A 25125-nucleotide genomic window follows, 5' to 3' on the forward strand; every position below is an offset into this window, starting at 1 on the left:
CATCCGACGTTACCGTCCGCGACCAACCGACAGTTGTCCCGTGCGCTGCGGGGTGCCAGGCTCGGACCATGCCGTGGCGTCCCGGAGAGCTGATCCTGGATCTCTACGAGGTGCGCGACCAGCCCCTCGCCGGTGGCATGGGCCTGGTCTACCGGGTCCGGCACCGGGGCTGGGACACCGACCTCGCCGTCAAGGTGCCGCGCCCCGAGCAACTGACCACCGAGGCGCAACGTGCCCGGTTCGAATCCGAGGCGGGCACCTGGGTCGGGCTCGGGCTCCACCCCCACGTGGTCAGCTGCGCGTACGTGCGTCGTGTCGACGGGCTGCCCTGCGTGTTCGCGGAGTGGGTGGCCGGTGGCTCACTGGACCAGGTGGTCCGGGCCGGGCGGCTGCACGAGGGGTCGGACGGCCCCGACGGTGGATTCCTCGCCCGGGCGCTCGACCTCGCGGTGCAGTCGGCGTGGGGCATCGACCACGCCCATCAGCAGGGCCTCATCCACCAGGACGTCAAACCCGCGAACATCATGGTCGGCCTCGACGGGGCCTGGACCGCGAAGGTCACCGACTTCGGGCTGGCCGGCGCCCGGGCCGCCGTCGACGGGGTCGCCGGCACAGCGGTGGAGGCCAGCCTGGGAGCGAGTTTCGGCGGCATGACCCCCGCCTACTGCTCGCCCGAGCAGGCCGAGGCGGCGGCCGGTGCGGGGGTCACGCTCACCCGGGCCACCGACGTCTGGTCGTGGGGCCTGTGCGTGTGGGAGATGTTCGCCGGCCGCCGCCCCTGCCGCTACGGTCAGGCGGCGCGGGAGGCCTTCGCCGACTACCTGGCGGCGGGGGAGACCTGGCCGGCCGCCCAGCCGATGCCGCCGGGGATCGTCGACCTGCTCCGGCGGTGCTTCGACGTCGACCCGACGACCCGGCCGCACAGCCTCGCCGACCTGGCCACGGCGGTCGCCGGGGTGTACGCCGACACCGTCGGCGTCCCCTATCCACGGGTGCCGCCGTCGGCGGCGGCCCTGCTCGCCGGCAGCCTCTCCAACCAGGCGCTCTCGCTGCTCGACCTCGACCGGCCGGAGGATTCGGAGCACCTGTGGCGCAACGCGATCGACATCGACCCGCACCACCCCGCCGCCGTCTACAACTGGGCGCTGTACCGGTGGCGGCGCGGGCGGATCACCGACGAACAGGTGCTGGCGGAGCTGCGGACGGCCCGGGAGATCGCCGGGGAGACCTGGCAGGCTGACCACCTGCTGGGGTTCGTGCACGCCGAACGGGGCGACGACGAGGCGGCCCGGCCGTTGCTGGCCGCCTCGTCCACCAACCCCGACGTCGCCGAGGTGGCCGGTGCCCTCGCCCGGCGCGGCACGGCACCCGGGCCGCAGCGTCTGCCCGGCCACCGCGGCCAGGTGACCGCCGTCGCCGTCGACGAGAGCGGACGGGTGGCGGTCACCGGCGGTAAGGACGGAAGCCTGCGGATCTGGTCGCTGACCGAGAACCGGGCGGTCCGCGAACTCGGTACGGACGGCGCGGGTGCCCCGGTCACGACCCTGGCGATCGACCCTGCCGGCCGTACCGCGCTGGTCGCCCGCGAGGGGGGTCGGACCGAACGTTGGAACCTGGCCCGGGTCGGGTGCGTCACCGTGCCGCTCGGCCAGCGGGCGGCCGTGACCGCACTGGCGCTGACGACCTCGGGCGCTGCCGCCATCGGGTACGACAACGGGCGGATCGAGGTGTGGGACACGACCGACGGGCGGCTGCGGCGCACCCTGGAGCACCCGCCGAGCACCTACCAGCGGCTGGACCCGGCGACGGGCCGGATCCTGCCGGAGATCCAGGAGAGTCCCGCAGAGGTCACCGTGCTGGGCCTGAGCGAGGACGGCGCGGTCGCGGTGTCGGCGGCGCCCCGGGACGGCAGTGTGGTGGTCTGGGAGGTCGACACCGGGCGCTGGCTGCACCGCCTGGTCAAGTCCGCCGACATGCGGATGACCGGGGTCGACGAGGTGGCATTGGGCGGGTCCGGCAGGTACGCCCTGCTGATCGGGCACCAGACACGGATGGCGCACCTGTGGGAGACCAGACCCCACCGGGTGCGGGGGCCGGTGCCGAACAACCTGAACCGGTACTCGACGGTCGTGCTCAGCGGTGACGGCGAACGGGCGGTCTCGGTCGGGGTCGGCAGTCCCGACCAGCCGGTGCGGATCTGGGAGACGGATTCCGGTCGGTGCCTGCGTACCGTCGCCACGCGTATCGACGGGCTGCGCCCGGAGATGGCCGGTCTGCTGTCGCTCACCTGTGCGGCGACCAGCGGCGACGGCGCGCTGGTCGTGCTCGGGGACGAGTACGGGGGGCTGCACGTCCACCGGCTGCCCCGCCCCGACCTGCGCGCACCATGGAGTTACGAGCGGCCGCTGGCGGCGAGGGCGGTGCTGGCGGCCGAGGCGCAGGTCCGGCAACGGGTCGTCCGTGCGGAGTCGCTCGCCCGGGAGGGCCGGCCGGCCGACGCCGCCGTGGAGCTACGGGCCGCCCGGGACATGGTCGGGTTCGAGCGTCACCCGCAGCTGCGGGAGCTGTGGGAGCGGTTGGGGCGGACGGCGGGCGAGCGGACCGCGCCACTGGGCGTCTGGCAGCGCTACGAGCTGCGCGGCGGCGAGTTCACCTTCGTCCCCGGGCTGGCCCCGGCGCTGAGTGTCGACGGCGAGCTGGCGGTGACGGGCGGTGCGGACGGCCTGCTCCGGGTGTGGGAGCTGCGGACCGGCCGGCAACGGCACACCTTCGCGGAGCGGGTGGGCAAGGCGCACACCGTCGTGCTCTCCGCGGATGCCCAGCTCGCCCTCAGCGCGGACTGGGCCGGGACCGCGCACCTGTGGGACCTGGCGGCCGGCCGGCGGCAGGCCGAGCTGCACGGCGACCACGGTGCGGTGCGGGCGGTCGCGATGGACGGCACGGGCCGGTACGTGATCGTCGGCGACGCCGAGGGGAACCTGTGCCTGTGGAGCCTGTACCGGTTCCACCTGAGCCGCACCATGGTGGCGCACCGGGGGCCGGTGGGGTCGGTCCAACTCAGCGACGACGGTCGGTATGCCGCGTCGGTCGGTGCGGAGGACCGGACGTGCCGACTGTGGCGCACGGGCACCGGCAGCCCGGTGCTCACGATCCCCGTCGAGTTCGGGCGGGTACCGCTGCGGTTCACCCCGGACAGCAGGCAGCTTCTGATCAACTCGCCGGGGGAACTGACCGCGTGGGACGTGCAGACCGGCCGGCAGCGGTACGCCTTGCCGAGCCGGGGTGACGCCATGGCGCTGAGCCGGGACGGACGGGTCGGGCTCGTCCGTGCGTACGACGAGTCGTACGGGCGGGTGGTGTCGGTGTGGGAGACGGCGACCGGGCGGGTGCTGTGCGAACTGGCCTCCGAGGCGAAGGTGTTCGACGTGAGCCCGGACGGGCGTCATGCGGTGACCGCCGATGTGGACCGTACGCTGGGCATCTGGGACGTCCGGACGGGACGACGCGTGCACACGTGCGACGGTCATCCGGAGCCGGTGTCGTCCGTGGCCTTCACGGCGGACGGCCGGAGCATGGTGTCGATGGACAGCCGGCCGGCGATCCGGCGGTGGGAGCTGGACTGGGACTACGACTTCACGGGCTGACCCGCAACCGGGCGGAGCCGAGCCGGGTGCTGAGCCCGCCGCCCGTCACCGGCTCCATCGGCTGGTCGGTGTACGCCGCCGCGCGCAGCGCGTCGTCGTGGGCGGCCCGTTGCTTGCGGGAGAACCGGCTGCGGTCGACCGCGAGGTCGGCCACGACCGGCGGGATGAGATCCCGGAACTCCTGCGGCACCCCGGCGATGTGGCGTTCGTAGTGGGGATCGTCCGGGTAGCTCAGCGTCAGGATGACCGGTGGCTCGCCGCGCAGCCGACCGCCCAGGGCGCGCAGGGAACCGGCCAGGAACTCCAGGGCGATGTTCACGTCACCCGACAACGTGATGTTGTTGGACTCCGGCTGGTATCCGGGCGGGGCGTCCTCGGGCACCACGAAACGTACGGTGACCCGCTTGGCGGGCAACTCCAGCAGCAGGCGGGGCCAGGGTCCGCCGCCCTCGATGGTCACGTCCACCCGCTGGGGATCGACGGACAGCCGCAGGCTGAGCCAGTCGATCATCGCCAGGGCCTCGGGCGGCAGGTCGTCCTGACGGTACGGGCCCCGGCTGCGGGTCCGCAGGGCGTGCGCGTGCATGGTGGTCAGCACGCGCGCCCCGTCGCCGTCGATCTCCAGGGAGAGCGGGTGGACCGCCAGGTCCCGCATGACGCGGACGACGGCGTCGATCAGCGCGGATGGTGCCGAGGCGGGAGCCATCGTCCACCTCTCGCTCCGTGTGGGACCGGTGTCGCACCGTGTCAGCCAGTGTCGCACATGAATGTTCTCGGCACTGCCGCCGGCCGACGGGCGGCGTACGCGGTGATCCGCGCTGCGCACCCACCGCCGCTCGCGGATCGTCGTCGACGCCCCGGAGGTGGCGGTCAGGACGGTGGGCCGCCGCCGGCCCGTGCACCTCGGCGACGGCGGCCGCCGCATGACGTACTCCGGTGGCTCGTGGGTGGAAGCGGGGGTCAGGCGGCCAGGCGGCGCGCGAGCGCGGGGACCACGATGGCGGCCGCGACCAGGTGGGTGAGGATCAGCAGTGCCTTGGTCGCCGCTGCGGCGTCGATGAGCAGGTCGGGCACCAGCGACAGGGTGGTCAGCACCACGGTGACGAGGACGAACGTTCGCCGCGGACGCCGGGCGAAGCGGGCCAGCAGCACGGCGAGAAGCACGCCGACCAGCGAGAAGGCGGCGGTCAGCAGGCCGAATCCCGAGAGCGGAATCGTATCGTCGCCCACGCCGAGGCTGATCCCGGCCGCGTGGCCGGCGGCGGCGACGGCCACGGTGGCGACGCTCGCCGCAGCCGTAGCGATCACCCCGGTCAGGATCAGCGCACCGATGGCGGACCTGGTGGCGTGGGGCGGGTTCGCAGCGGTGGTCATCGTGCCTCCAACGGTGGGCGGGGCCGGCCCGGTGCCGGGCCCTCTCAGCAGAACGACGAACGGGACGAACCTCAATCGACAGGCGCGCCCAGGTTCTTCGTCCGTGGTGACGCCTGGCTAGTGTCAGCACACAACTCCATCGAGGAGTCTCATCGCATGGGGGAACAGATGATTTCTCGGCGCCTTCGCGCGCTTTCCGCCGCCGTGGCAGCCGCCACGGTCGCTCTGTCGATCGCGACTCCGGCCATGGCGGCACCGGCCACCGGGCCGGTTCTCGACATCACGTCGATCGCCTTCGACCGTCCGCAGGTCGACGTCACCGGGGGCTACGCCGCGGTCAGCCTGACGTGGACGACCACCGACCGGGCTGCCCGGGCCCAGCGGGTCAAGGCGCCGGTGGTGCTCTCGGCGAGGTGGCCCAAGGCGACCTGGACGTCCCAGGAGACCGCAGACGCGTGGGGCCTCGGCTTCGACGTCACGATCGAGGTCGACGAGTTCGCGCCGATCTCGTCGACCAGCGCGACGATCTATGACAGCACGAGGGATTCCCGGGGCGGCATGTACGGGGCCAGCACGACCTGACAGCCCGGACGACCCGTCCCCTGTGGGCCGGGCCGTCCTGGACAGTGCGGGCGAGGACCGCGGTGCCGGTCCGGCCAGAGGGCTTTCCCTGGATTCCGGGTACCGCCCTGCCGCAATGCTCGACTGTCAGGCCGACGCCACCCGGCGTCGGCCTGACAGCCTGGCGGCAACCCGAGCGGGTGGAACCCGGGGACGGCACTCCGCGGCGATCATCAACACCGTGTGACGTATCCTGTACGAAACTCTGGGTAACTGTCAGAGGTGATTTGCCGGCCTCGATCCCGTTATGTCATTGCAAGTTGTGATCAATCTTGACCTTGTTGCGAAATGCTTCTTAGGGTCTCTTTTGGTCGTCGGCTTGATCGGGAGAGAGAACTGATGGACGAAGTGTCCCTTTCCGATCGTCTGAGCGACCAGCTGAGGCGTTTGTGCGAGGCCAGCGGGATCGGTGCGGCGGAGCCGCTGGAACTGCTGGAAAGCCTGCTCGGACCGGCCGGCCCACAGCCGTTGTCGGCCCCGCCGGGGTGGCCGTCAAACGTCGCGGACGACCACACTCCGGTGGAGTTCTCCATCGCCTTCAGCGCGACCGAACCGCCCACCGTGCGGATTCTGGGCGAGACGTTGGGGACACCACCCGCCCGGTTGACCAACATGCTCGCCACCCAGCGGTTCCTCGACCGGCAGGCACACCGCGCCGGCCTGTCCACGTCCCGACTGGATTCGGTGCGCGACCTGTTCGCCACCTACCACCCGCAGGGCGCCTTCGCCCTCTGGTGCTCACTGGTCTTCCGCAGCGGCCGGCGACCCGAGTTCAAGGTCTACCTCAATCCGGAGCTCCGGGGGATCGACCGGGCACCGGCCCTGGTCTCCGAGGCGCTGCACCGACTCGGACTGGGCAGGTCCTACCGGGCGATGCTCGACCGCAGCATCCGTCCGGGCGAGCTGGGTCACCGGGACCGGCTGACGTTCTTCGCCCTCGACCTGCATGACGGCGCCCAGGCCCGGGTCAAGCTCTACCTGACCCACCACGACGCCTCGGTGCGGGACGTCGTCCGGGCGGCCGGCGTGGTCCACGACGTCGACGCGACCCGCCTCGCCGAGTTCGCCGCGCTGGCCGGTGGCGGCCGGACCCGGTTCGCCGGTCTCCCGCTGGTCGGCAGCTACACCCTGGTCGAGGGGGTCGACCGGCCGGTCGGCTACAGCCTCTACGTGCCGATCCGGGGCTACGTCGAGGACGACGAGGAGGCGTACGACCGGGTGGTGGCGGTGCTGGACCGCTGCGGGTTCGACCACACGGTGCTGGACCGGGCGCTCGCCGCGGTGGCCCGCCGGCCGCTGCGCGACGGGGTCGGACTGATCCCGCACCTGTCGCTGCGGATGGGCGCTCCCCGGCCGGGGGTGACCGTCTACCTGTCGGCCGAGGCTTACCAGGTGAGCCCGCCGGTGCGCCGCCCGTGGACCGTGGACGGTGCGGCACTGGCGGCTCCGACCGGCCGTGCCGGCGCGGGACACCCCTGATTCCATCGAGGAGCGAACTGTGTCCGTGGACCTGCACCAGATGTTGCCCCCGTACCGGATCAAGGTGGTCGAGCCGATCCCCTTCCTCAGCCCGCAGGAGCGGCGGGCGGCCCTCGCGGAGGCGGGATACAACCCGTTCCACCTGCGCGCCGACCAGATCACCATCGACCTGCTGTCGGACTCCGGCACCGGGGCCACCTCGGCCGCGCAGGAGGCTGCCGCCGCGCTCGGCGACGAGTCCTACGCCGGGGCGCGCTCCTGGTTCCGGTTCCGCGACGAGGTCCACGACCTCACCGGCTATCCGCACATCCTCCCGGTCCACCAGGGGCGGGCCGGTGAGCGGGTGCTCTTCACCGGCCTGCTGAAGCCCGGCCAGCTCTGTCTCAGCAACACCCACTTCGACACCACCCACGCCAACGTCAAGCTGGCCGGGGCGGAGCCACGGGACCTGCCGTGCCCGGCCGCGTTCGACCTCGACAGCCCGGACCCGTTCAAGGGCAACATCGACCTGGACGCGTTGGCGCGCACCCTCACCGGGCCGGAGCGGGACCGGGTCGGCCTGGTCCTGATGACCATCACCAACAACGGGCTCGGCGCGCAGCCGGTGTCGATGGCCAACCTCACCGCCGTCCGTGACCTGTGCCGCCGCCACGAGGTGCCGTTCTTCCTGGACGCGGCCCGGTTCGCCGAGAACGCCTGGCTGGTCGGTCAGCGCGAGCCGGGCTACCAGGACTGGACGCCACGGCAGATCGCCACCCACGCCTTCGGGCTCGCCGACGGCTGCGTGGTGAGCCTCAAGAAGGACGGTCTGTCGGCCATCGGCGGGCTCATCGGGTTGCGCGACGACGACCTGCACGCCCGGTGCGAGGCGAACCTGATCGCCACCGAGGGCTTCTCCACCTACGGCGGGCTGGCCGGCCACGACCTCGAACGGCTCGCCCAGGGGCTGCGCGAGGTGGTCGAACCCGGCTACCTGCGGGCCCGGGCCGCCTCCACCGCCCGGCTGGCCCGGCTGATCAACGAGGCCGGGGTGGACACCGTCCAACCGGCGGGCATCCACGCCCTCTACCTCAACGCCGGCCGGCTGCTGCCCCACCTGTCACCGCAGGTGTTCCCCGGCCACGCCCTCGGCTGCCAGCTCTATCTCGACGGCGGCATCCGCTGTGCCGAGCTGGGCTCGCTCTATCTGGGCGGGATGGACGACCAGCACCGGCTGGTCACCCCGGCCCCCTTCGAACTGGTGCGCCTGGCCATCCCGCGCCGGGTCTACACCGACACCCACCTTGAGTACGTGGCCGCCGTCCTCGCCGACATCGCCAAGGAACCCGGGCGGGTCTCCGGCTACCGGGTGGTCTCGTCACCACCCCTGTTGCGCCACTTCAAGGTGCGGTTGGCACCGATCCCGGCGGCGGGCAGCACCGACTGATCCCGCTGCGACGCGGTGGCTCCGGTACGCCCACGTGGTGGACCGGCGTCACCGCGCGCCACAGAGGCAGAGGTGGTGGAGCGGGGCTCCCGGCTCGCCGCTCAGGTGGTGGCGGGCAGCCGGGCCAGGGCGTGCCGCACCAACTCGATCAACGCCTGCTTGCTGGAGGCCCGGTCCCGCGCGTCGCACCACAGCAGCGGCACGGTCTCGTCCAACTCCAGCGCGCTGCGGATCTCATCCTCGGTGTAGGGGCACTCGCCGTAGAAGCGGTTGACGGCGGCGACGAAGGGGATGCCCCGGCGCTCGAAGTAGTCGACGGCCGGGAAGCTGGTGCCGAGCCTGCGGGTGTCGACCAGCACGATCGCCCCCACCGCGCCCTGGGCCAGCTCGTCCCAGATGAACCAGAACCGGTCCTGCCCCGGGGTGCCGAAGAGGTAGAGCACGACGTCGTTGCTGATGGTGATCCGACCGAAGTCCAACGCGACCGTGGTGCTCGTCTTGCCCTCGACGCCGGTGATGTCGTCCACCCCGATGCTGGCCTGGGTGAGGACCTCCTCGGTGACCAGTGGCGGAATCTCGCTGACCGATCCGACCAGGGTGGTCTTGCCGGTGCCGAAGCCGCCCGCCACGACGACCTTCACCGATTTCCGATCCACGTGTATCAGTCCCTCTTGTCTATATCCGCTGGAGGCCGGCGAGCACCGTCTCCAGCAGCCACCGGTCGGCGATCTTTTCCTGTGCCGGCGAGCCGATGTCCAGAAAACCCTGTTCGTGGAGCACGTCCACCATCACCTTGGTGATGGTGAGCGGGCGGTGCAGGTAGGCACCGATCTCGGCGATGGAGATCCAACCGTTGCACTGCTGGAGGATCTCCCGGTATTCCAGCTCCAGCCGGGACTGATCGGCCGGCAGGGCAATCACCTGGGTGGCCAGGTCGAGGCTGGTGTTCCGGGGGCTCGTGCGTCCGTTGACGAGGATGTAGAGCGGCACGAGCCGGCCGGCTTCCGCCTCGTCGTCGCCGTCCCACACGTCGTGGGTCATGGTTTCAACCCGGGTCGGTCGGTGAGCATCATGGCGTCCAGGCGGACCTCGGAGCCGAGGTAGTCGCCGATCCGGGTCACCAGGCGACTCATCTCGTACGCGACGGTGCCCATGTCGACGGACTGTTCGCAGAGCACCGCCAGCCGGGCGTTCTGGCCGGCGGCGGCGACGAACAGCGTCCGTCCCTCGTACTCGATGATGACCTGTTGGACCGGCCCGCTGTCGAACCGTCGGCCCATGCCCGCCGCGATGCTGTGCAGGGACGACGCGCCGGCTGCCAGCAGCTCTCCGGCGTCCTGCGGGAGCGACGTGGATTTCTGCACGATCAGCCCGTCGGTGGACAGGACAACCGCGTAGACAACGTCAGGGACCTCTACCAGATCGTCCAGGATCCAGGTCAGATCGTTCTGCGATGCCGAGTAGGTCATGCTTTCCTGCCTTGGTCGTCTCTGCTGGCTGGGTCCCCGGTTTTCGCCGACCGACCAGCGGCCCAGGCCTTCTGGTATCTGGTGAACCGGTCCCGGGCCTCCTCGGGTGACCGCGCGGCAGCGGGCGTCGCGTCGGACGCCTGACCGGGCAGGCCCTCCTCGCGCAGCTCGGGAGCGAGGTGCTGCTGCGGCCGTCGGTGCGGCAGGGGCGGCCGGTCGGCGACCTGGGGGCCGGGCGCACCGCGGACCGCGCCCCGCTGCGCCGGAACGTCGGTCATGATGCCCCCGATGCGGTCAGGCTGTCGGGCCCCGGCGGGATCGGCCGGCGCCTGCACCGCTCCGCTCGGTGCGGTGGCCACCATGGCGGTGGGCCGGGCCCCGGCGGCGGGGTGCAGCTCCCGTCGACCACCACCGACCGGCAGCACCGCGCCGACGCCGGGACGCGACATCGCCGTGGCGATGGTGCCGAGCGGAAGGACGCCCGGGTCGGTGCGGTCCAGGTCGGTGGTGAACGGGTCGGTGGCGATCACGCGGTCGGGCAGCAGCACGATCGCCAGCAGACCGCCGTATGCCGAGGCCCGGAGGCTCACCTGGACGCCGTCCCGCTTGGCCAGCTCCGCCACCACGTGCAGGCCGACCTGCGCGCCGTCCTTGAGTGCCGTCACGTCCGGGGTGGGTGCGGTCGCCAGCAGCTCGTTCGCCCGCTCCAGCGCGTCCGCCCGCATGCCCACGCCGGCGTCCTCGATCTCGATCGCGATGCCGCGCTTGACCTCGATGCAGGTGACCCAGACCGTGGTCTCCGGCGGGGAGAACGCCAACGCGTTGTCCAGCAACTCGGCCACCAGGTGGACGGTGCCGGCCACCGCCGGCCCGACGACCGCCACGTCGGGCGCGCTGCGCAACGTGATGCGCTGGTACTGCTGGGCCTCGGCGAAGGCCGCCAGCAGCACCCGCCGGACCGGCACCGGGTTCTGGAAGCGCCGGCCGATCTGGCCGCCGGCCAGGATGACGAGGTTCTCCAGGAACCGGCGGGTCTGGGTGAGCTGGTGGTTGATGTCGAACAGCTCCGCCAGCAGCTTCTCGTCACCGATCCGGTTCTGCAGATCCTCGATGACCTTCAGACCGCGTTGCAGCGGGCGTTGCGGACGACGCGCGACGCCCATCAGCATCGCGATACCCGCGGCCCGGGTCTTCGCCTCGTCGACGGCCGCGCCCGCCGCAGCCTGCAACGAGCGGTTGATGACCTCGGCGACCCGGCCGATCTCGTCGCTGCCGTACTCCTGCAGGGGCAGTTCGGCGGCGAGGTCGACCTTCTCCCGGCGGCGGAGCCGGTCCATCATGGCCGGTAGTTGCTTGTCGACCACCGCCTCGGCGTCCCGGCCCAGCTGGGCGAGGCGGACCGACAGTGCCCGGTCCACCAGGATCTGCGACTGGCGGATCGCCCAGATGATCGCGGCGATGACGACGAGCAAGGCGATCAGACTGCCCAGGGAGGCGGTCAGGAGCTGGGTGTTGCCGGTGCGCAGCGTCCGGGCCGAGACCGTGTCGGCCTGCACCACGGTGAGATTGATCAGATCGTCGGAGACCTGTCGGGTGAGGGTTTCCCACTGGGCCCGGTTGAACGGCAACGCGCGGGGTGCGCCGGAACGCCAGGGCCCATTGCTGACCAGGGTCTTTTCCGCCGCGACGAGTTCCTTCCAGGAGTCGCTCGCGGTGATCTCGGCATAGCGTCGGCGGGCTTCCGGTTCCAGGTGTGGCGCCACGTTGGTGAGGCCGGCGTGATAGGCCCCCACCAGGTTGGTGAAGTCGAGATGGTCTTCCGGGCTGAGGGTGCGGGCGCCGAAAGCGCCGTCAATGGTGGAACCGGCCCGCGACATCAGGTCACTGGCGCGGAACGCCTCGGTCGCCGCGATGCCACCCTGGGCGGCGATGACGTCGGGGACGATTCTCGCCTGGGTGTCGAAGAGGCCGGTCGCGGCGTCGAGCACCCGGTTGTAGAAATCGTAGACACCCGTACCGTTGGCTGACCGGGAATCGATGGTGCTCCGCACGCTGGCCATTTCGTCCAGCAGGCCGGCCAGCGTCTCCCACCGCGTCACGATCGAGTCCGGGGCGGCGGCCAGCGCGGAGTCGGCGACGGGGCGCAGGGCGGCCAGCAGTTGGTCCGTCTGCTGCCGCTGCTCGATGAGCCGGCTCAGGTCCCGGGACGGCTGGGTCAGGTAGCTGACGCTCAGCCGCCGCTCCTGCTGGATCGACGACAACGCGGAGACCGCCGGGATCGACACCTGCCGGACGCTGTTCGCGACCTGGCGATTGTAGAAACCCTGGAAGATGAGATAGCCGGAGGCGACGAGCCAGACGACCAGGGCGACGACGCTGGGAATGAGCACCAGCCTGATCACGCGTCGTTTGATTGACTGCGGTCGACCGGCACGCCGACCCGATGTCGTCGGGGGGGCCTGATCGTCTGAGGCGCGGCGCGGGTCTTCGCGGTCGGCCTGTTTGTGCGCCAAGTCGTCGTATCCAATCCTGGTCAAGCCATCAACACCGGCAGTCCTGCGCCACTGGTCGACGCCGATGTGTGCCAACCCTACCGTCTATCCGGTCCCGCACCGGGCCACGATTCGACGACTGTGGACGGTCGCGCCATTCGCACTGGTCAGACATTCGGGATGAGTGGCAATCGATCACAGCCCCGGTAATGACGTGACGTGTGTCACTGGAGAGTGGGTGGGAACCGGCGAAACCGGCGGGTGGTCACCGGCGTCCAGTCTGTTGCTGCGGTGCCATCACCGCCGGCGTGAGGCTCAAGTGGACGACCCCCGCGAACACCCGCGGGGCCGGGTGGAGGAGCACGGGATGTTGAAGGCGAAGTGGGTTACCGGGGTGGCGCTGCTGGTGTGCTCCGGGACGCTGATGGCCTGCGGGGACGGCACCGCGACGCCCACCGGCACCGCGTCGGGCAGCGCCACACCGTCGGGCGTCGCCACCCCCTCCGGGACGGTGACGCCCAGCGGTACGGCGCTGCCCGCCGACCCGGCGACGTCCCCGCCGACCGCGGCCCCGTCCAAGTCCGCCGGCAAGCCGGCGGCCACGACCAGCGCGGCCCCGGTGCTGTCCGGCAAGCGGGAGGTCACCATCGTCCGGGTGCAGGCGATCGAGTCGGGGGTGTCGCTGGACGGTGGCGAACTGGTCGAGGTCGACGACGACAGCGGACGCCAGCTGTTCGTGCCGACGCCGGCGGGTGCCGGCAAGTACCTGATCAAGTCGTACGGCAAGCGCGACAACCACCCCGCCAGCGACGACCCGGCCTGCTGGCAGGTGGTCAACCCGGCCAACGGCGGGTCGCTCACCGTCGAGGGGGCGGCCTGCAACTCCCGCAAGCCGGCCCAGCTGTTCACCATCGCGAGCGCGGGCAAGGGCGCGTACGCGATCAGCAACAACTCGGCGTTCCTCCAGTTCTCGCCCAGCCGTGGCCTGATCCTGGAGGAGCTGGGCGACGCGCCGCTGCTGAGCACGTTCCGCCTGGTCGACAACGGTCCGGCCCGTACCCCGGCCGGCGGCTGACCCACGACCGGGCCGCTGCCGGTGGCGGCCCGGCCCGGCGGCGGGTCGGCGGTGTCCGGCCGACCGGACACCGCCGCCGCCCGACGCAGCGGTCGGAGGCGACGGGGTTGGAGTCGGACGCAGCGGTACCGCAGCCGGCATGCGGATCGTGATCGTGGGTGCCAGTGGCAACGTGGGCACGGCGGTGCTGCGCCGGCTGGGCCGGGAGCCGGGGCTGGACCTCGTCGGCGTCGCCCGGCGGCTGCCCGGACCGGACGCCGGTGCGCCCTACGACGGGGTGCGGTGGCACTCCTGCGACGTCGGGGCGCCCGGCGCGGTCGACCAGCTCACCGCGATCTTCACCCAGGCCGATGCGGTGGTGCACCTGGCCTGGCAGATCCAACCCAGCCACGACCAGCGCACCCTGCACCGGACCAACGTCGGCGGCAGCCGCGCGGTGACCGAGGCCACCGTCCGGGCCGGCGTACCCGCCCTGGTGTACGCCTCCTCGGTCGGCGTCTACGCCCCCGGCCCGAAGGACCACCCGATCAGCGAGCGGTGGCCGGCGACCGGGGTGCCCGGTTCCTCGTACAGCCGGGACAAGGCCGAGGTCGAGGCGATGCTGGACACCGTCGAGGCCGCGCATCCGCAGCTGCGGGTGGTCCGGCTGCGCCCCGGGCTGATCTTCCAGCGGGACGCGGGCACCGAGATCACCCGGTACTTCCTCGGGCCGCTGGCCCCGGTGCGGCTGCTGCGACACGGGCGGATTCCGCTCGTACCGGCCCACCGTCGGCTGCGGATGCAGGCGGTGCACGCCGACGACGTGGCCGACGCGTACGCGCGGGCGGTCCTCGGTGAGGCGCGCGGCGCGTTCAACGTCGCCGCGGACCCGGTGCTGACCCCGGAGCTGGTGGCCCGGCACTTCAAGGGCTGGACGGTGCCGGTGGCCGCCCCGGTGCTGCGTGCCGCCGCCGCGCTGACCTGGCGGTTCCGGCTCCAACCGGTGGACGCGGGCTGGGTCGAGCTGGGGCTCAACGCGCCGCTGATGTCCAGTGCGCGGGCCGAGACCGAACTCGGCTGGCAGCCGCAGGTCGACGCGGTGACCGCGTTGCGGGAACTGTTCGCCGGGATGGCCCACGGCGCGCACACCGGCGGCCCGCCGATGTCCGGCGACGCCGACCTGCCCGGCCGCCCGGCCGGCCTGCTCCGGGGCCGCGCCCCCGGCCAGGGCGACCCCTACTGACCGGCGGTTCCCCGGATGCCGCCGGGGGCGGGGCCGGGCCGACCGCTCGGGACGCCACGGTGGCGCCGGCCGGGGGCGGGGGGCCGCTCCTCCTCCGCCGGTGCGCGGCGTCAGGCGTGGGAGAGGGCGAACGCGGTGAGGAAGCCGAGGACGGTGATCAGGCCGACCAGCAGGTGCGCGTCCTCGAACGCCTCCGGGACCATGGTGTCGGTGATCATCGCGAGGATCGCGCCGGCGGCCAGCGCGGTGATGGTGGCCAGCACCTCCGGCGGCGCACCACCCAGCAGGGTGTGACCGAGCAGGGCGGCGATCCCGCTGATCAGGGTGATCGCCGTCCACAGGGCGAAGACGTAGCGGCGGGAGCGGCCGGCCCGACGCATCCCGGCGGCGCTCGACAGCCCCTCCGGCACGTTGCTGAGGAAGACCGCGACCACGGTGACCAGGCTGACCGGCCCGCCGGTCAGCAGGCTCGCGCCGATCACCACCGACTCGGGTACGCCGTCCAGCAGCGCGCCCACCGCGATCGCCGACCCCGAGCCGGGCTGCTCCTGCTCGGAGGGCTGCTCCCCGCCGGAGCGCTTGCGGTGCCGGGCACCCCGTCGGGCGAGGAGCACGTTCGCCCCGGTGTACGCCAGCGCCCCGCCGGTCGCCCCGAGCGCGGTCGGCAGCAGGCCGCCCTGCTCGTGCGCCTCGGCGATCAGCTCGAACGACACGGCCGAGAGCAGCACGCCCGCGCCGAACGCCATGATCGACGCGACGACCTTGCGGGGCACCCGGGCGAAGAACCCGACGGCCGCCCCGATCAGCAGGGCGGAGCCGGCCAACAGCCCCCACGCCCCGGCTTGTAACCACTCCGGCATTCCGGGGACCGTACCCGCCCCCGGAGCGCGTCAACCAGACCCGGCCGTCCCGATCCGGCGACACCGGACGGCCCGGCGGTCCGGCGCGGACCGGACGGGTCAGAAGTCGGCGAAGAGGTACGGCAGGGCGCGCGGGAAGATCCGCCGCAGCGCGGCCGCCGCCTCCGGGCCGACGTCACCCAGCCCCCGGATGTGCACCTCGGCCGGGTCGAGCACCCCGTACGCCAGCGCGGACAGCCCGGCGGCGGTGAGCGTCACCTCCGGCACCGCAGCGCCTGAGGTCACCGCCGACCGGCCACCGGAGGTCAGCTCCAACCGGCCGGAGGCGCCGTCGAGCAGGTGGGTGCCGGCGAGCCAGCGGTCGTCGACCAGTTCCACCCGGACCCGACCGGGCCCGGCGGGCAGCCCGGCGAGGGCGTCCACGCCGAGCAGGCGGGCCATCGGCGCCGGTGAGCCGGGCCGGGTCACCCGGGCCTCGACGTGCACGGCCAGATCGGTCAGCCACAGCTCGGGCAGGTCGTCGGCGGGGAGCTGGAGGCTGATCCGCTCCACCTGGTCGACGTGCCGGGCGAGGAACTGCAACAGCAGGGCGCGCGCGTACGGGTCGGCGGCGAGCAGATCGTCCCCGGCCAGCTCCCCGCCGTGGTCGTCGATCCGGTAGGTCAGCGCGCCGACCACGCTGCCGTCGATCGTCGCGGTGATCAGCCAACGGTCGTCCCGGTCCCGCATGCCGACGTCCCGGAACTCGGGGAAGATCGCGAAGCCGTGCCGCTCCCGCAGGCACCGCTCGGTGAACGAGCGGTAGCGGGCGTACCCGGGGCCGATCCGTTCCCAGGTCACCGTGCCGGGCAGCTCGGCACCCAGCAGCGGAGCCAGGTCGGCCGGCGAGAACCGGGCGGTACGCGCCCGGGGCAACCCCACGTAGCCGAACCGCTCGTAGAAGCTGGCCCGGAACGGGTACAACGCGCTCACCGGGTGACCACCGTCACGCATCTCGTCGAGGAGCTGACGCAGCAGGGCGCGCACGTACCCCTGGCGGCGGGCCAGCGGGTGGGTGGCCACCCCGGCGACCCCGGCCATCGGCAGCACCGCGCCGCGCAGGTTCTGCCGCATCGGGACGGCGCTGGCGGTGGCCCGCGCTACGCCACCCTCCTCGACGACCAGCGTCCGGTTGCCCTTGTTGTACGGCAGGTAGCGGTGGAACGCCTCCACCCGCTCCCTGCTCAGCGGGGACGCCTCGAAGGCGTACGCCTGGAGCGGGAAGCTGGTGGTCAGTCGTTCCTCGGCGGCCAGGCGACGGATGAGCATCCGTCCATCCCAACCCGGCCGGCGGCCGGCCGCAACCCGGTTGGGCCGGTTCAGCCCTCGGTCACGTCCGAGACCACCACGGTGACGTTGTCCGGTGCGCCGGCCTGGTGGGCCAGCTTGACCAACTGCTCGCCGCAGTGCTGCCGATCCTGGTAGCTGGTGAGCGCCCCGTGGATCGCCTCGTCGGCCACGTAGTCGGAGAGCCCGTCGCTGCACAGCAGGACCCGGTCCCCGGCGAACACGGTCAGCACGCCGATCGCGGGCGCTGCGTCCGCCCCCTGCACGGCCCGGGTCACCAGGGACCGCTGCGGGTGGTGGCGGGCCTGGTCGGGGGAGAGCGCGCCCTGGTCGACCAGCGCCTGGACGAAGGTGTCGTCCCGGGTGAGCTGGGTCAGCTCGCCGTCGCGCAGCAGATAGCAGCGGGAGTCGCCGACCTGGGCGAGGACCAGGGTGTCCCCGGCGAGCAGGGCGGCGGTCAGCGTCGTACCCATGCCCTCGCGGGCGGGATCGGCGGAGATGGCGGCGCGGATGCGTCGGTTGGCGGTGGAGACCACGGCCCGCAACGCCTCGGCGGCCTCGTCGGTGCCGGTGGGTGGGACCAGCTCGTCCAGGATGCGGATGACGATCTCGCTGGCCACCTCGCCGGCCGGCAGCCCACCCATGCCGTCAGCCACCGCGACCAGGCGTTCACCGGCGAGGGCTGAGTCCTCGTTGTTGGTGCGGACCAGGCCGACGTCGTTGAGGATGGCCGAGCGGAGGATCAGCGTCATGCGTCAAGCTTGCCGGATACACCCTCCCTCCGTCTCTACGCACTAGTACGTAGGGTGGGAGAAATGATCCCGGTGTCGATGGTGGGTCGCGTCGGAGAGCTGGCGGAGCTCGACCGGGCGTGGTCCACCGTGGCCGGACCAGGCCGGTCGTCACCCGCCGTCACGGTGATCACCGGAGCCGCCGGGGTGGGTAAGAGTCTGCTGGTCGCGGCGGCCGTCGAGGGTCTCGACCCGCGTCCGGCGGTGATCCTCGCCGGCGCGGCGCGGGTGCACGATCCGGCCCCCTACGACTGGCTGGCGGCGGTGCTCAGCGTCCGCGACGTCGGGGCTCTCGACCTGCCGCCGGACGCGCTGGCCTGGTTGGCACAGCAACCGACCGCGCCGCGCGAGCGGTACGCCCCCGGCACGCTGCTGCGGCTCGCCGTGCGGACCGTCCGGTTGCTGGTCGGCGTCGGCCCGGCCGTGCTGGTGGTGGAGGATCTGCACGACCTCGACCCGGCCAGCCTCAACCTGGTCGTCGAGCTGGCCACCGCGCCGCAGCTGCCGGCGCTGCTGGTGGTGGCGAGCCGGCCGCCGGCCGACGCGGTCGCGCCGGACCTCACCCGCCGCGCCCTGGCCCGCCTCTGCGGGGTACGCGGCGCGGTGCGCCAGCACCTCGGCCCGCTCGGCGTCGCCGAGGTGGCCGAGATCCTCACCCAGGTGTACGGCGACAGTCCGCCGCCGGGGCGGGTGTGCGCCGCCGTGTGGCAACGCACCGGCGGCAACCCGTACGCGCTCACCGAGTTGTTGGCCGTGCACGCGGGTCGGGGGCTGGAGGCGCTGGTCCGCGAGCCGCTGCCGGAGCACCTGCGGGTGCCGGAGCGGCTGCCCGCGCCCCGGGCCACCCCGCCCGACGTCGAGCTGACCGGTCGGGAGGTGGACGTGCTCGGCTGCCTGGTCGCCGGGATGTCCAACAAGCAGGCCGCGCGGGCGTTGGGCATCTCGGTGCGGACGGTGACCGTGCACGTGTCGAACCTGCTGCGCAAGACCGGCTCGGCGTCGCGTACCGAGGCGGCGCTCTGGGCGGTGCAGCACCGGCTGCCCGGTGCGGGTCAGCTGCGGGGATAACGCAGCAGCAGGCTGGCGGCGACCTCCTCGTCGCCGAGGGCGGCGTAGCCGTGCGGCACGTCGGAGGTCCAGCGCAGGTGGCCACCGGCGGCGGCGGTCAGCGGGGCGTCGACCGGGCCGGCCCGCAGCACCCCGGCGAAGACCGTGACGTGTTCGGTGACCCCGGGCCGGTGGGCGGGAGAGACCTGCGTCCCGCCGGGGTGCACCCGCAACCGGTACAGCTCGTAGCTGGCGTCGGTGTCGGTGAACGACTCCAGCAGGGTGGCGACGACCGTGGCGCCCCGGACGGTCGGCGTGGTGGCGGGCCCGGCGAGCACGGCCGCCAGCGGCACGCCGAGCTGGGCGGTGATCGCGTACAGCGTCTCCAGGGTGGGGTTGCGGGTGCCGTTCTCCAGTGCGGAGAGGGTGGCCTTCCCGACCCCGGCGGTGCGGGCGAGCGTGGAGAGGGAGACCCCGCGCGCGGCGCGCAGGGCGCGGATCCGCTGGCCGACCGCCTCGGCGTCGGCGTCGAGCGGGGGCCGGCGGGCTGGGCGGGGCCGGGTCATGCCGCTATGGTGCTACACGGCCCGCGTTCCGTAAACGGAACGGCGGTCGACCGGACGGGTGTCCTGAGCCCGCCTTGACGGGCGGGCCCGCGCGCCGACGGTCGGAGTGGGCGTGAGGGAGGCTGTGGTGGGGGATCGGCTGCAACCGGTGCTGGCCGGCGTGGTGACGGCCGTGGTCGGCTTCGCCAGCTCGTTCACCGTGGTGCTCGCCGGGCTGCGGGCGGTGGGCGCCAGCGAGACCCAGGCCGCCTCCGGGCTGCTCACGGTGAGCGTCGCCGCCGGAATCTGCGCGACCTGGCTCGGGCTGCGGCACCGGATGCCGATCGCGATCGCCTGGTCCACGCCGGGCGCGGCGCTGCTGGTGGCCACCGGGCCGGTCCCCGGCGGCTGGCCCGCCGCCGTGGGGGCGTTCGCGCTGTGCGGGCTGCTCATCGTCGCCGCCGGGCTCTTCCCCGCCCTGGGCCGGGCGGTGGCCGCCATTCCCGCCCCGGTGGCGGCGGCGATGCTGGCCGGGGTGCTGCTGCCCCTGTGCACCGCCCCGGTGCGCGCACTGGTCGAGGTGCCGACGCTGGCCGGGCCGGTGATCGTCACCTGGCTGGTGCTGCACCGGTTCGCCCGCCGCTGGGCGGTGCCGGCCGCGCTGGTGGTGGCGGCGCTGGCGATCGTGCTGACCACGTCCGGTGTGGGGGTGGGCGTCGCCGACCTGCGACCGGTGGTGTCGCCGACCGTACCGACGTTCACCCTGCCCGCGGTGGTCGGCCTGGCATTGCCCCTGTTCCTGGTCACCATGGCCGCGCAGAACGTGCCCGGCGCGGCGGTGCTGCGCGGCTACGGTTACCGGCCGCCGCTCGCCCCCGCGCTGCGCGCCACCGGGTTGGCCAGCGCGCTCGGTGCCGCCACCGGCGGGCACGCGGTCAACCTCGCCGCGATCACCGCCGCCCTCGCTGCCGGCCCCGACGCCCACCCCGATCCGGACCGGCGGTGGATCGCCTCGGTGACCGCCGGCATCGGCCTGGCGCTGCTCGGGCTCGGTGCGGGCGCGGCGACCACGCTGGTGCTGCTCTCCCCGCCGGTGCTCATCGAGGCGGTCGCCGGGCTCGCGCTGCTCGGCGCGTTGGCCGGCGCGCTCTCCGCAGCCCTCTCCACCTCGCCTGCCCCCACCTCTTTACCCCCGGCCCCGTCCGCGGCCCTTTCACCCTCCGCCGCCGTCTCCACCCTGGCCTTGCCCGCATCGGGCGCTGCCTCCGCCGCGTCCCCGGTCGTCGCCGATCCACCGAGTCGTGAGGCCGCAGTGGTCACGTTCGTGGTCACCGCGTCGGGGGTGAGCCTCCTCGGCGTGGGTGGGGCGTTCTGGGGACTGCTCGCCGGCTGGCTGATGCTGCTGCTCTTCCGCCGCCGGACCGCAGGGCGCTGACGGTCCCGGGGTGCTGGCGGTCCCGGGGTGCTGGGGGCGCTGGCGGTCAGGGGGCGCTGGCGGTCACGTCGACCGCCACCACCCGCAGCCGTAGGTCCGGCACGTACTGCGCGACGGTCGCCGCGAACTCCAGCGCGTGCTCCCGGCTGTCGAGTTCCACCACGGCGTGCCCGATCTCCTGGTCCGCCTCGTCCGACCCCCACCAGCCACGGACGAAACCCGGACTCTGCCGGACCACCTCGGCCATGTGCGCGTATTGCGACCGGCGTGCCCCCGGCGTGCCATCAGGCATCCGCTGCTCCCCGACGACCAGGTACATCGGTCCACACTAGAACATCCGACCGACCTGACCACGCAGACACCTGGCCGACGCGGTGGTGTGGGAGGAGTGGCGGCGGGGCGGGTCACTCCTCCGGAGGCAGGTCGCCGACGGGGACGTGCAGGCGTACCTGGTCGTCGGCGACCGTGGCGATCTGGTCCGCCAGCACGTACACCGCGCCGGTGCGGGCCAGCTCGGTGGAGACCTTGAGATAGCCGGTACGCAGCAGGCGGGCCGCCAGGTCGGCCGGGACGTCCGGCTCCTCGACGGCTGCCGACTCGATCAGCTCGTTCAGGCTGCCGCCGGGATCGGCGGTCGACGCCTGCACGGTCACCGCGTTCGGATCGCCCCGCTGGACGAGGTCGACGGTGCCGATCTCGACCCCGACGGTGTCGACCACCCGCATGCCGGTGGTGACCCGGGAGATGACCGCCCGTTCTGCCATGCCCTGCTGCTCCATCCCCGGGCGGTTCCCTGCCCCGCCCGCCGCTAAACCGCCGGATGCCGGGCGGCTGCACCAAAGGGCACCTGGCCGCTGCACCGCCGGAGACGCCGCCGCTAGACCGCCGGGCCCCAGGCGCTGGGCGGACGTGGGGAGAGTTCCCGCCAGGCGTCCGCCCCCTCCAGCAGGGCCCGGACGGTCTCCTCGGCCTCGTCGGCGCTGGCGTACTCGTAGAACTGGGAGATGCCCTCCGCGCCACCGGCGCGCTGCTCGACGTGCCACCGGTCGGCGTCGACCCGGAGGAACACGTCCCGCCGGGCCAGTCGTCCCCATTTGCCGTTCCACCAGTGCCTACGCTGCTCCATGGCCGGACTCTATCGAACATGTGTACGACAAAGGTCGGCCCCTGCGGGAATTCCGCAGGGGCCGATGTGCACCGGTCGATCAGCGCGGGGCGGGCGGCTCCGTCCGGCGGCCGAGCACGTCGTCGAGCGCGCCGCGCTGCCCCGGAGCGGTGTGGCCCCCGGCCAGCAGCGCGTCCCGGATCTCGGTGAGCAGCTTGACCTCCTCGCTCGGCGCGGCCGGCGGCGGCTCCTCGCCCCGCTTGCGCCGCTCGGCCAGCCGGTTCATCGGGTAGACGACCAGGAAGTAGAGCGCGGCGGCGGTCAGCGCGAAGGTGATCGCCGCGTTGACGAAGGCCACCCAGTCGAACGGGATGCCCCGGAACGAGGGTGTCGAGCCTTCGAGTCCGTCCTTCTTGCCGGTGATCAACACGATGATGACCCGGACCAGTGGTTCGAGGAACGACTTGGTCAGCTGGGTGACCACGCCCGTGAACGCGGCGCCGATGACGACACCGACCGCCAGGTCGACGACGTTGCCGCGCATGATGAAGTCTTTGAAGCCCTTGAGCATCCGTACTCCTGTGCCGTCCCGATTCTCCGTCGGGGACAACCTATGCCCCGGACGGCGGCTCCAGAAAAGCCCCGGCCTCGATCGCCGCCCGCCCGGGGTCGCCGTCCCGGATCGCCGCCACCAGCCGACCGTGGTCGACGTACCGCTGGGGTTGCAGGGTGTCACCGATCGCGTGCGCGACGGTGCTGCGCAGGGCCGCGCCGACCGAGGCGTACAGCTCGGCCAGCATGGCGTTGTGGGCGGCGGCGACCACCGCCGTGTGCAGCGCGACGTCCGCCTCCACGAACTCGCCGACCCGGCCCGACCGCCAGGCGGCCTCCCGGGCGGCGAGCGCGCCGTCGAGCGCCACCAGATCCTCCGGGGTACGCCGCAGCGCGGCCAACCGGGCCGCCTCGACCTCGAACGCCCGGCGGACCTCGACCACCTCGGCCATCCGGTCGTCGGTGAGTCGACGGGCCACCACCGGGGCCAGCTCGTCGGTCGACACCACGTACGTCCCGGAGCCCTGCCGGCACTCCAGCACCCCGGCGTGCACCAGGGCCCGGACGGCCTCGCGGACGGTGTTACGCCCCACCCCGAGGGCCGTCACCAGTTGCGGCTCGGTGGGGATGCGTCCACCGACCGGCCACTCGCCGCCGAGGATCCGGCCCCGGAGCTGCTCGATCGTCTGCTGCACCCGCTGACCGCGCGGGGGCACGGGCGGGGAATCGACGGACGGTGTCACCGGTTACACCAACTGCCGAAATTCATCCCATGATTGTAGGTTCGAGGTCATGACCCCGCCAAATGCCAGCGCCGCGGCCACCGCCGTCGGCCGGAGCGCCGCCGCCGCCGGGCCGACCGCCACCGCCGTCGCTCCGACCGCCGCCACCGACCGCGGTGCCGACGCCGGCGGGCCGGGCGGCACCGCCGGAGCACCCGGGCCGGGCGTCCGTCGGCCGGCCCACCGCGCCCCGTCACCGGCCACCGGCGGGGCGCTGGTGCTGGTCGGGATGCTGCTGGTCGCGCTCAACCTGCGGGCCGCGGTGACCAGCCTCGGCGCGCTGCTCGACGAGGTACGCACCGGGCTGGGTCTCTCCGGCGCGATGGCCGGGTTCGTCACCACCCTGCCCACCATCGCCTTCGCCGGTCTCGGCGCGCTCACCCCGTGGCTGATCCGTCGCTGGCCGGCGGCCCGGGTGCTGGTGGTGGCGATGCTCGCCCTCACCGTCGGTCAGGTGCTCCGGGTGCTCACCGACTCGGCGGCGATCTTCGTGCTCACCAGCGCGCTCGCCCTGGCCGGCATCGCGGTGGCGAACATCCTGCTGCCGATGCTGGTCAAGCAGCACTTCCCGCACCGCACCGGGCTGGTCACCGGGGCGTACACGATGGCCCTGACGGCGGGTACGACGGTGGCCGCCGCCTCCGCCGTGCCGGTGGCGCACGCCTTCGGCTCCTGGCGTGCGGGGCTCGGGGTCTGGGCGGCGCTGGCGGCGGTGGCCGTACTCCCGTGGGTGCCGCTGGCGTTGCGGGCGCGCGCCGCCCGACGGGCCGGGCCCCCCTCGGCGGGCCCGGCCGTCCGCACCCGGGTCCGGCCGGCCCGCACCCGGCTCGGCTGGGCGATGGCGGTCTACTTCGGCGCGCAGTCCCTCAGCGGGTACGCGATCATGGGCTGGCTGGCCCAGCTCTTCCGGGACGCCGGCTTCCGGCCGGAGAGCGCCGGGCTGCTGCTCGCCGGGGTCACCGCGCTCGGGGTGCCGGTGGCCCTGCTGATGCCGACGCTGGCCGGCCGGCTCCGGACGCTGCGCCCGTTGGTGTTCGGGCTGACCGCGTTCTCCGCGGCGGCCTACCTGGGGCTGGCGCTCGCGCCCCGGGACGGGGCGGTGCTCTGGGTGCTGCTGCTCGCGTTCGGCCAGGGCGCGTTCCCGTTGATCCTGACCACCATCGGCCTGCGGGCCCGCACCGCCGACGGGACGGTGGCGCTGTCCGCGTTCGCGCAGAGCACCGGTTACGTCATCGCCGCGCTCGGGCCGCTGCTCGTCGGGGTGCTCTACGAGGCGACCGGCGGATGGACCGCGCCGATGGGATTCCTGCTCGCCGCGCTCGCGGTGCAGACGACCGCGGGCATGGTGATCGCTCGCCCCCGGTTCATCGAGGACGAGCGCTGAGGAAACCGGTCAGGACGAGGCGGAGGTGGGGTCGCCTGCGACGGCCTCGTCGACCGTCGGGTAGGTGTGCAGCACCTCGACCAGCCCACTGACCTCAAGGATGCGCAGCACGCCACGCTGCGGGGCGGCCAACCGGACCACGCCGCCGGCCTCGTCGCAGCTGTTCTTGGCCCGGACGAAGACCGACAACCCGGTCGAGTCGCAGAACGACACCTCGGCCAGGTCGAACACCAGCCGGCTGCGCCCCTTGTCGAGCAGGTCGGTGATCTGGTCCTGCAGCTGCGGTGCGGTCGCCATGTCGAGTTCGCCCGCGACCGACACGACGACGACGTCGCCGCGCTGTTCCGTGTGCACCGTCAGGGACATTCAGACCTCCTGTTATTGGTGAAACGGTATCCCACGCACGGCGGGACACGCAGAACGGGAGCGCTTCCGGTGGGACCGATCATTCCTTTGCCTCGGGACAACTACCGGGTCTGCCTCCGGTGATAGAGTC

General features: G+C 73.0%; 25 protein-coding genes. 9 read left to right on the top strand and 16 right to left on the bottom strand.

The features are described 5' to 3' along the window. The first annotated feature begins 68 nt into the window (after nt 1–68). Nucleotides 69–3644: a protein kinase domain-containing protein gene (locus tag ACQP1S_RS01645; RefSeq protein ID WP_432902288.1), complete on the top strand. Its 3576-nt coding sequence runs from the start codon at nt 69–71 to the stop codon at nt 3642–3644. Here the strand turns inward: ACQP1S_RS01645 and ACQP1S_RS01650 are convergent. Together ACQP1S_RS01650 and ACQP1S_RS01655 are read right to left on the bottom strand one after the other, a co-directional pair. After that, the gene (locus tag ACQP1S_RS01650) at nt 3634–4350 is read right to left on the bottom strand and encodes a hypothetical protein (RefSeq protein WP_432902290.1); all 717 of its coding nucleotides are present in this window, start codon (nt 4348–4350) and stop codon (nt 3634–3636) included. The genes ACQP1S_RS01645 and ACQP1S_RS01650 overlap by 11 nt on opposite strands. A 254-nt stretch (nt 4351–4604) precedes the next feature. Continuing rightward, on the bottom strand, nt 4605–5018 hold the full coding sequence (locus ACQP1S_RS01655) for a DUF6069 family protein (protein WP_432902292.1): 414 nt from the start codon (nt 5016–5018) through the stop codon (nt 4605–4607). 246 nt (nt 5019–5264) lie between these two features. Here ACQP1S_RS01655 and ACQP1S_RS01660 point away from each other — a divergent pair, with 246 nt between their 5' ends. The 3 genes from ACQP1S_RS01660 (at nt 5265) to ACQP1S_RS01670 (ending at nt 8544) form a co-directional block, all read left to right on the top strand. Continuing rightward, nucleotides 5265–5600, top strand: a complete 336-nt coding sequence (locus tag ACQP1S_RS01660) for a hypothetical protein (RefSeq protein WP_432902294.1) — start codon at nt 5265–5267, stop codon at nt 5598–5600. Nucleotides 5601–5978: 378 nt separating this feature from the next. After that, complete coding sequence (locus tag ACQP1S_RS01665) at nt 5979–7118, top strand: tryptophan dimethylallyltransferase family protein (RefSeq protein WP_432902296.1); 1140 nt, start codon at nt 5979–5981, stop codon at nt 7116–7118. 19 nt (nt 7119–7137) lie between these two features. Continuing rightward, the gene (locus tag ACQP1S_RS01670) at nt 7138–8544 is read left to right on the top strand and encodes a tryptophanase (protein WP_432902298.1); all 1407 of its coding nucleotides are present in this window, start codon (nt 7138–7140) and stop codon (nt 8542–8544) included. Between the two features lie 101 nt (nt 8545–8645). Here ACQP1S_RS01670 and ACQP1S_RS01675 read toward each other — a convergent pair whose 3' ends face one another. Genes ACQP1S_RS01675 through ACQP1S_RS01690 form a run of 4 tightly spaced genes read right to left on the bottom strand, consistent with a single transcriptional unit; the run spans nt 8646 to nt 12415 of the window. Beyond that, nucleotides 8646–9200: an ATP/GTP-binding protein gene (locus tag ACQP1S_RS01675; protein WP_091244114.1), complete on the bottom strand. Its 555-nt coding sequence runs from the start codon at nt 9198–9200 to the stop codon at nt 8646–8648. Between the two features lie 19 nt (nt 9201–9219). Then, entirely contained in the window at nt 9220–9585 is a 366-nt protein-coding gene (locus tag ACQP1S_RS01680; RefSeq protein WP_091244117.1) for a DUF742 domain-containing protein, read from the bottom strand. Beyond that, the gene (locus ACQP1S_RS01685; protein WP_091244120.1) at nt 9582–10013 is read right to left on the bottom strand and encodes a roadblock/LC7 domain-containing protein; all 432 of its coding nucleotides are present in this window, start codon (nt 10011–10013) and stop codon (nt 9582–9584) included. The genes ACQP1S_RS01680 and ACQP1S_RS01685 overlap by 4 nt, the downstream gene beginning before the upstream one ends. After that, the gene (locus ACQP1S_RS01690) at nt 10010–12415 is read right to left on the bottom strand and encodes a nitrate- and nitrite sensing domain-containing protein (protein WP_432902301.1); all 2406 of its coding nucleotides are present in this window, start codon (nt 12413–12415) and stop codon (nt 10010–10012) included. The genes ACQP1S_RS01685 and ACQP1S_RS01690 overlap by 4 nt, the downstream gene beginning before the upstream one ends. 457 nt (nt 12416–12872) lie before the next feature. On the opposite strand from ACQP1S_RS01690, the gene ACQP1S_RS01695 reads away from it, so the two are divergent. Together ACQP1S_RS01695 and ACQP1S_RS01700 are read left to right on the top strand one after the other, a co-directional pair. Then, complete coding sequence (locus tag ACQP1S_RS01695; protein ID WP_432902303.1) at nt 12873–13580, top strand: hypothetical protein; 708 nt, start codon at nt 12873–12875, stop codon at nt 13578–13580. A 139-nt stretch (nt 13581–13719) separates the two neighbouring features. After that, the gene (locus ACQP1S_RS01700; RefSeq protein ID WP_091244122.1) at nt 13720–14802 is read left to right on the top strand and encodes an NAD-dependent epimerase/dehydratase family protein; all 1083 of its coding nucleotides are present in this window, start codon (nt 13720–13722) and stop codon (nt 14800–14802) included. A gap of 110 nt (nt 14803–14912) precedes the next feature. Here the strand turns inward: ACQP1S_RS01700 and ACQP1S_RS01705 are convergent, their stop codons facing one another. The 3 genes from ACQP1S_RS01705 to ACQP1S_RS01715 all read right to left on the bottom strand — a co-directional run bounded on the left by ACQP1S_RS01705 (nt 14913) and on the right by ACQP1S_RS01715 (nt 17740). Further along, a complete protein-coding gene (locus ACQP1S_RS01705) occupies nt 14913–15662 on the bottom strand; it encodes a ZIP family metal transporter (protein WP_432902305.1) in 750 nt (249 codons plus the stop codon). A 99-nt stretch (nt 15663–15761) separates the two neighbouring features. Then, nucleotides 15762–16970 carry a GNAT family N-acetyltransferase gene (locus ACQP1S_RS01710; protein ID WP_091244129.1) on the bottom strand — a complete coding sequence of 403 codons (1209 nt, stop codon included), beginning with the start codon at nt 16968–16970 and terminating at the stop codon, nt 15762–15764. 50 nt (nt 16971–17020) lie between these two features. Next, nucleotides 17021–17740, bottom strand: coding sequence for a PP2C family protein-serine/threonine phosphatase (locus tag ACQP1S_RS01715; RefSeq protein ID WP_432902308.1), 720 nt, complete (start codon nt 17738–17740; stop codon nt 17021–17023). A 63-nt stretch (nt 17741–17803) separates the two neighbouring features. On the opposite strand from ACQP1S_RS01715, the gene ACQP1S_RS01720 reads away from it, so the two are divergent. Further along, nucleotides 17804–18847 carry a LuxR C-terminal-related transcriptional regulator gene (locus ACQP1S_RS01720; protein WP_432902310.1) on the top strand — a complete coding sequence of 348 codons (1044 nt, stop codon included), beginning with the start codon at nt 17804–17806 and terminating at the stop codon, nt 18845–18847. Here ACQP1S_RS01720 and ACQP1S_RS01725 read toward each other — a convergent pair. After that, nucleotides 18832–19392: a helix-turn-helix domain-containing protein gene (locus ACQP1S_RS01725; RefSeq protein ID WP_357888581.1), complete on the bottom strand. Its 561-nt coding sequence runs from the start codon at nt 19390–19392 to the stop codon at nt 18832–18834. The two genes, ACQP1S_RS01720 and ACQP1S_RS01725, sit on opposite strands and share 16 nt — an antisense overlap. A gap of 127 nt (nt 19393–19519) precedes the next feature. Here ACQP1S_RS01725 and ACQP1S_RS01730 point away from each other — a divergent pair, with 127 nt between their 5' ends. Continuing rightward, entirely contained in the window at nt 19520–20806 is a 1287-nt protein-coding gene (locus tag ACQP1S_RS01730; protein WP_432902312.1) for a benzoate/H(+) symporter BenE family transporter, read from the top strand. A 46-nt stretch (nt 20807–20852) separates the two neighbouring features. On the opposite strand, the gene ACQP1S_RS01735 is transcribed toward ACQP1S_RS01730, so the two are convergent. The 5 genes from ACQP1S_RS01735 to ACQP1S_RS01755 form a co-directional block, all read right to left on the bottom strand. Then, on the bottom strand, nt 20853–21125 hold the full coding sequence (locus ACQP1S_RS01735) for a hypothetical protein (protein WP_432902314.1): 273 nt from the start codon (nt 21123–21125) through the stop codon (nt 20853–20855). 85 nt (nt 21126–21210) lie between these two features. Continuing rightward, complete coding sequence (locus ACQP1S_RS01740) at nt 21211–21570, bottom strand: hypothetical protein (RefSeq protein ID WP_091245219.1); 360 nt, start codon at nt 21568–21570, stop codon at nt 21211–21213. Between the two features lie 113 nt (nt 21571–21683). Beyond that, nucleotides 21684–21932, bottom strand: coding sequence for a hypothetical protein (locus ACQP1S_RS01745; RefSeq protein WP_357773122.1), 249 nt, complete (start codon nt 21930–21932; stop codon nt 21684–21686). 79 nt (nt 21933–22011) lie between these two features. Continuing rightward, nucleotides 22012–22482: a large conductance mechanosensitive channel protein MscL gene (mscL, locus tag ACQP1S_RS01750; RefSeq protein ID WP_091244150.1), complete on the bottom strand. Its 471-nt coding sequence runs from the start codon at nt 22480–22482 to the stop codon at nt 22012–22014. Nucleotides 22483–22522: 40 nt separating this feature from the next. Then, nucleotides 22523–23206, bottom strand: a complete 684-nt coding sequence (locus tag ACQP1S_RS01755) for a FadR/GntR family transcriptional regulator (RefSeq protein WP_357773126.1) — start codon at nt 23204–23206, stop codon at nt 22523–22525. A gap of 49 nt (nt 23207–23255) precedes the next feature. Here ACQP1S_RS01755 and ACQP1S_RS01760 point away from each other — a divergent pair, with 49 nt between their 5' ends. After that, nucleotides 23256–24629 carry an MFS transporter gene (locus ACQP1S_RS01760; protein ID WP_432902317.1) on the top strand — a complete coding sequence of 458 codons (1374 nt, stop codon included), beginning with the start codon at nt 23256–23258 and terminating at the stop codon, nt 24627–24629. A 9-nt stretch (nt 24630–24638) separates the two neighbouring features. Here the strand turns inward: ACQP1S_RS01760 and ACQP1S_RS01765 are convergent, their stop codons facing one another. Next, nucleotides 24639–24995 carry an STAS domain-containing protein gene (locus ACQP1S_RS01765; RefSeq protein ID WP_091244155.1) on the bottom strand — a complete coding sequence of 119 codons (357 nt, stop codon included), beginning with the start codon at nt 24993–24995 and terminating at the stop codon, nt 24639–24641. Nucleotides 24996–25125: the final 130 nt, after the last annotated feature.

The sequence above is a fragment of the Micromonospora matsumotoense genome (assembly GCF_050951065.1).
Classification (GTDB): Bacteria; Actinomycetota; Actinomycetes; order Mycobacteriales; family Micromonosporaceae; genus Micromonospora; species Micromonospora matsumotoensis.

Coding starts and splice junctions, on each gene's coding strand:
- ACQP1S_RS01645 (WP_432902288.1), top strand. CDS start 69: ATGCCGTGGCGTCCCGGAGAGCTGATCCTGGATCTCTACGAGGTGCGC.
- ACQP1S_RS01650 (WP_432902290.1), bottom strand. CDS start 4,350: ATGGCTCCCGCCTCGGCACCATCCGCGCTGATCGACGCCGTCGTCCGC.
- ACQP1S_RS01655 (WP_432902292.1), bottom strand. CDS start 5,018: ATGACCACCGCTGCGAACCCGCCCCACGCCACCAGGTCCGCCATCGGT.
- ACQP1S_RS01660 (WP_432902294.1), top strand. CDS start 5,265: ATGGCGGCACCGGCCACCGGGCCGGTTCTCGACATCACGTCGATCGCC.
- ACQP1S_RS01665 (WP_432902296.1), top strand. CDS start 5,979: ATGGACGAAGTGTCCCTTTCCGATCGTCTGAGCGACCAGCTGAGGCGT.
- ACQP1S_RS01680 (WP_091244117.1), bottom strand. CDS start 9,585: ATGACCCACGACGTGTGGGACGGCGACGACGAGGCGGAAGCCGGCCGG.
- ACQP1S_RS01685 (WP_091244120.1), bottom strand. CDS start 10,013: ATGACCTACTCGGCATCGCAGAACGATCTGACCTGGATCCTGGACGAT.
- ACQP1S_RS01695 (WP_432902303.1), top strand. CDS start 12,873: ATGTTGAAGGCGAAGTGGGTTACCGGGGTGGCGCTGCTGGTGTGCTCC.
- ACQP1S_RS01700 (WP_091244122.1), top strand. CDS start 13,720: ATGCGGATCGTGATCGTGGGTGCCAGTGGCAACGTGGGCACGGCGGTG.
- ACQP1S_RS01705 (WP_432902305.1), bottom strand. CDS start 15,662: ATGCCGGAGTGGTTACAAGCCGGGGCGTGGGGGCTGTTGGCCGGCTCC.
- ACQP1S_RS01710 (WP_091244129.1), bottom strand. CDS start 16,970: ATGCTCATCCGTCGCCTGGCCGCCGAGGAACGACTGACCACCAGCTTC.
- ACQP1S_RS01715 (WP_432902308.1), bottom strand. CDS start 17,740: ATGACGCTGATCCTCCGCTCGGCCATCCTCAACGACGTCGGCCTGGTC.
- ACQP1S_RS01720 (WP_432902310.1), top strand. CDS start 17,804: ATGATCCCGGTGTCGATGGTGGGTCGCGTCGGAGAGCTGGCGGAGCTC.
- ACQP1S_RS01725 (WP_357888581.1), bottom strand. CDS start 19,392: ATGACCCGGCCCCGCCCAGCCCGCCGGCCCCCGCTCGACGCCGACGCC.
- ACQP1S_RS01735 (WP_432902314.1), bottom strand. CDS start 21,125: ATGTACCTGGTCGTCGGGGAGCAGCGGATGCCTGATGGCACGCCGGGG.
- ACQP1S_RS01740 (WP_091245219.1), bottom strand. CDS start 21,570: ATGGCAGAACGGGCGGTCATCTCCCGGGTCACCACCGGCATGCGGGTG.
- ACQP1S_RS01745 (WP_357773122.1), bottom strand. CDS start 21,932: ATGGAGCAGCGTAGGCACTGGTGGAACGGCAAATGGGGACGACTGGCC.
- mscL (WP_091244150.1), bottom strand. CDS start 22,482: ATGCTCAAGGGCTTCAAAGACTTCATCATGCGCGGCAACGTCGTCGAC.
- ACQP1S_RS01760 (WP_432902317.1), top strand. CDS start 23,256: ATGACCCCGCCAAATGCCAGCGCCGCGGCCACCGCCGTCGGCCGGAGC.
- ACQP1S_RS01765 (WP_091244155.1), bottom strand. CDS start 24,995: ATGTCCCTGACGGTGCACACGGAACAGCGCGGCGACGTCGTCGTCGTG.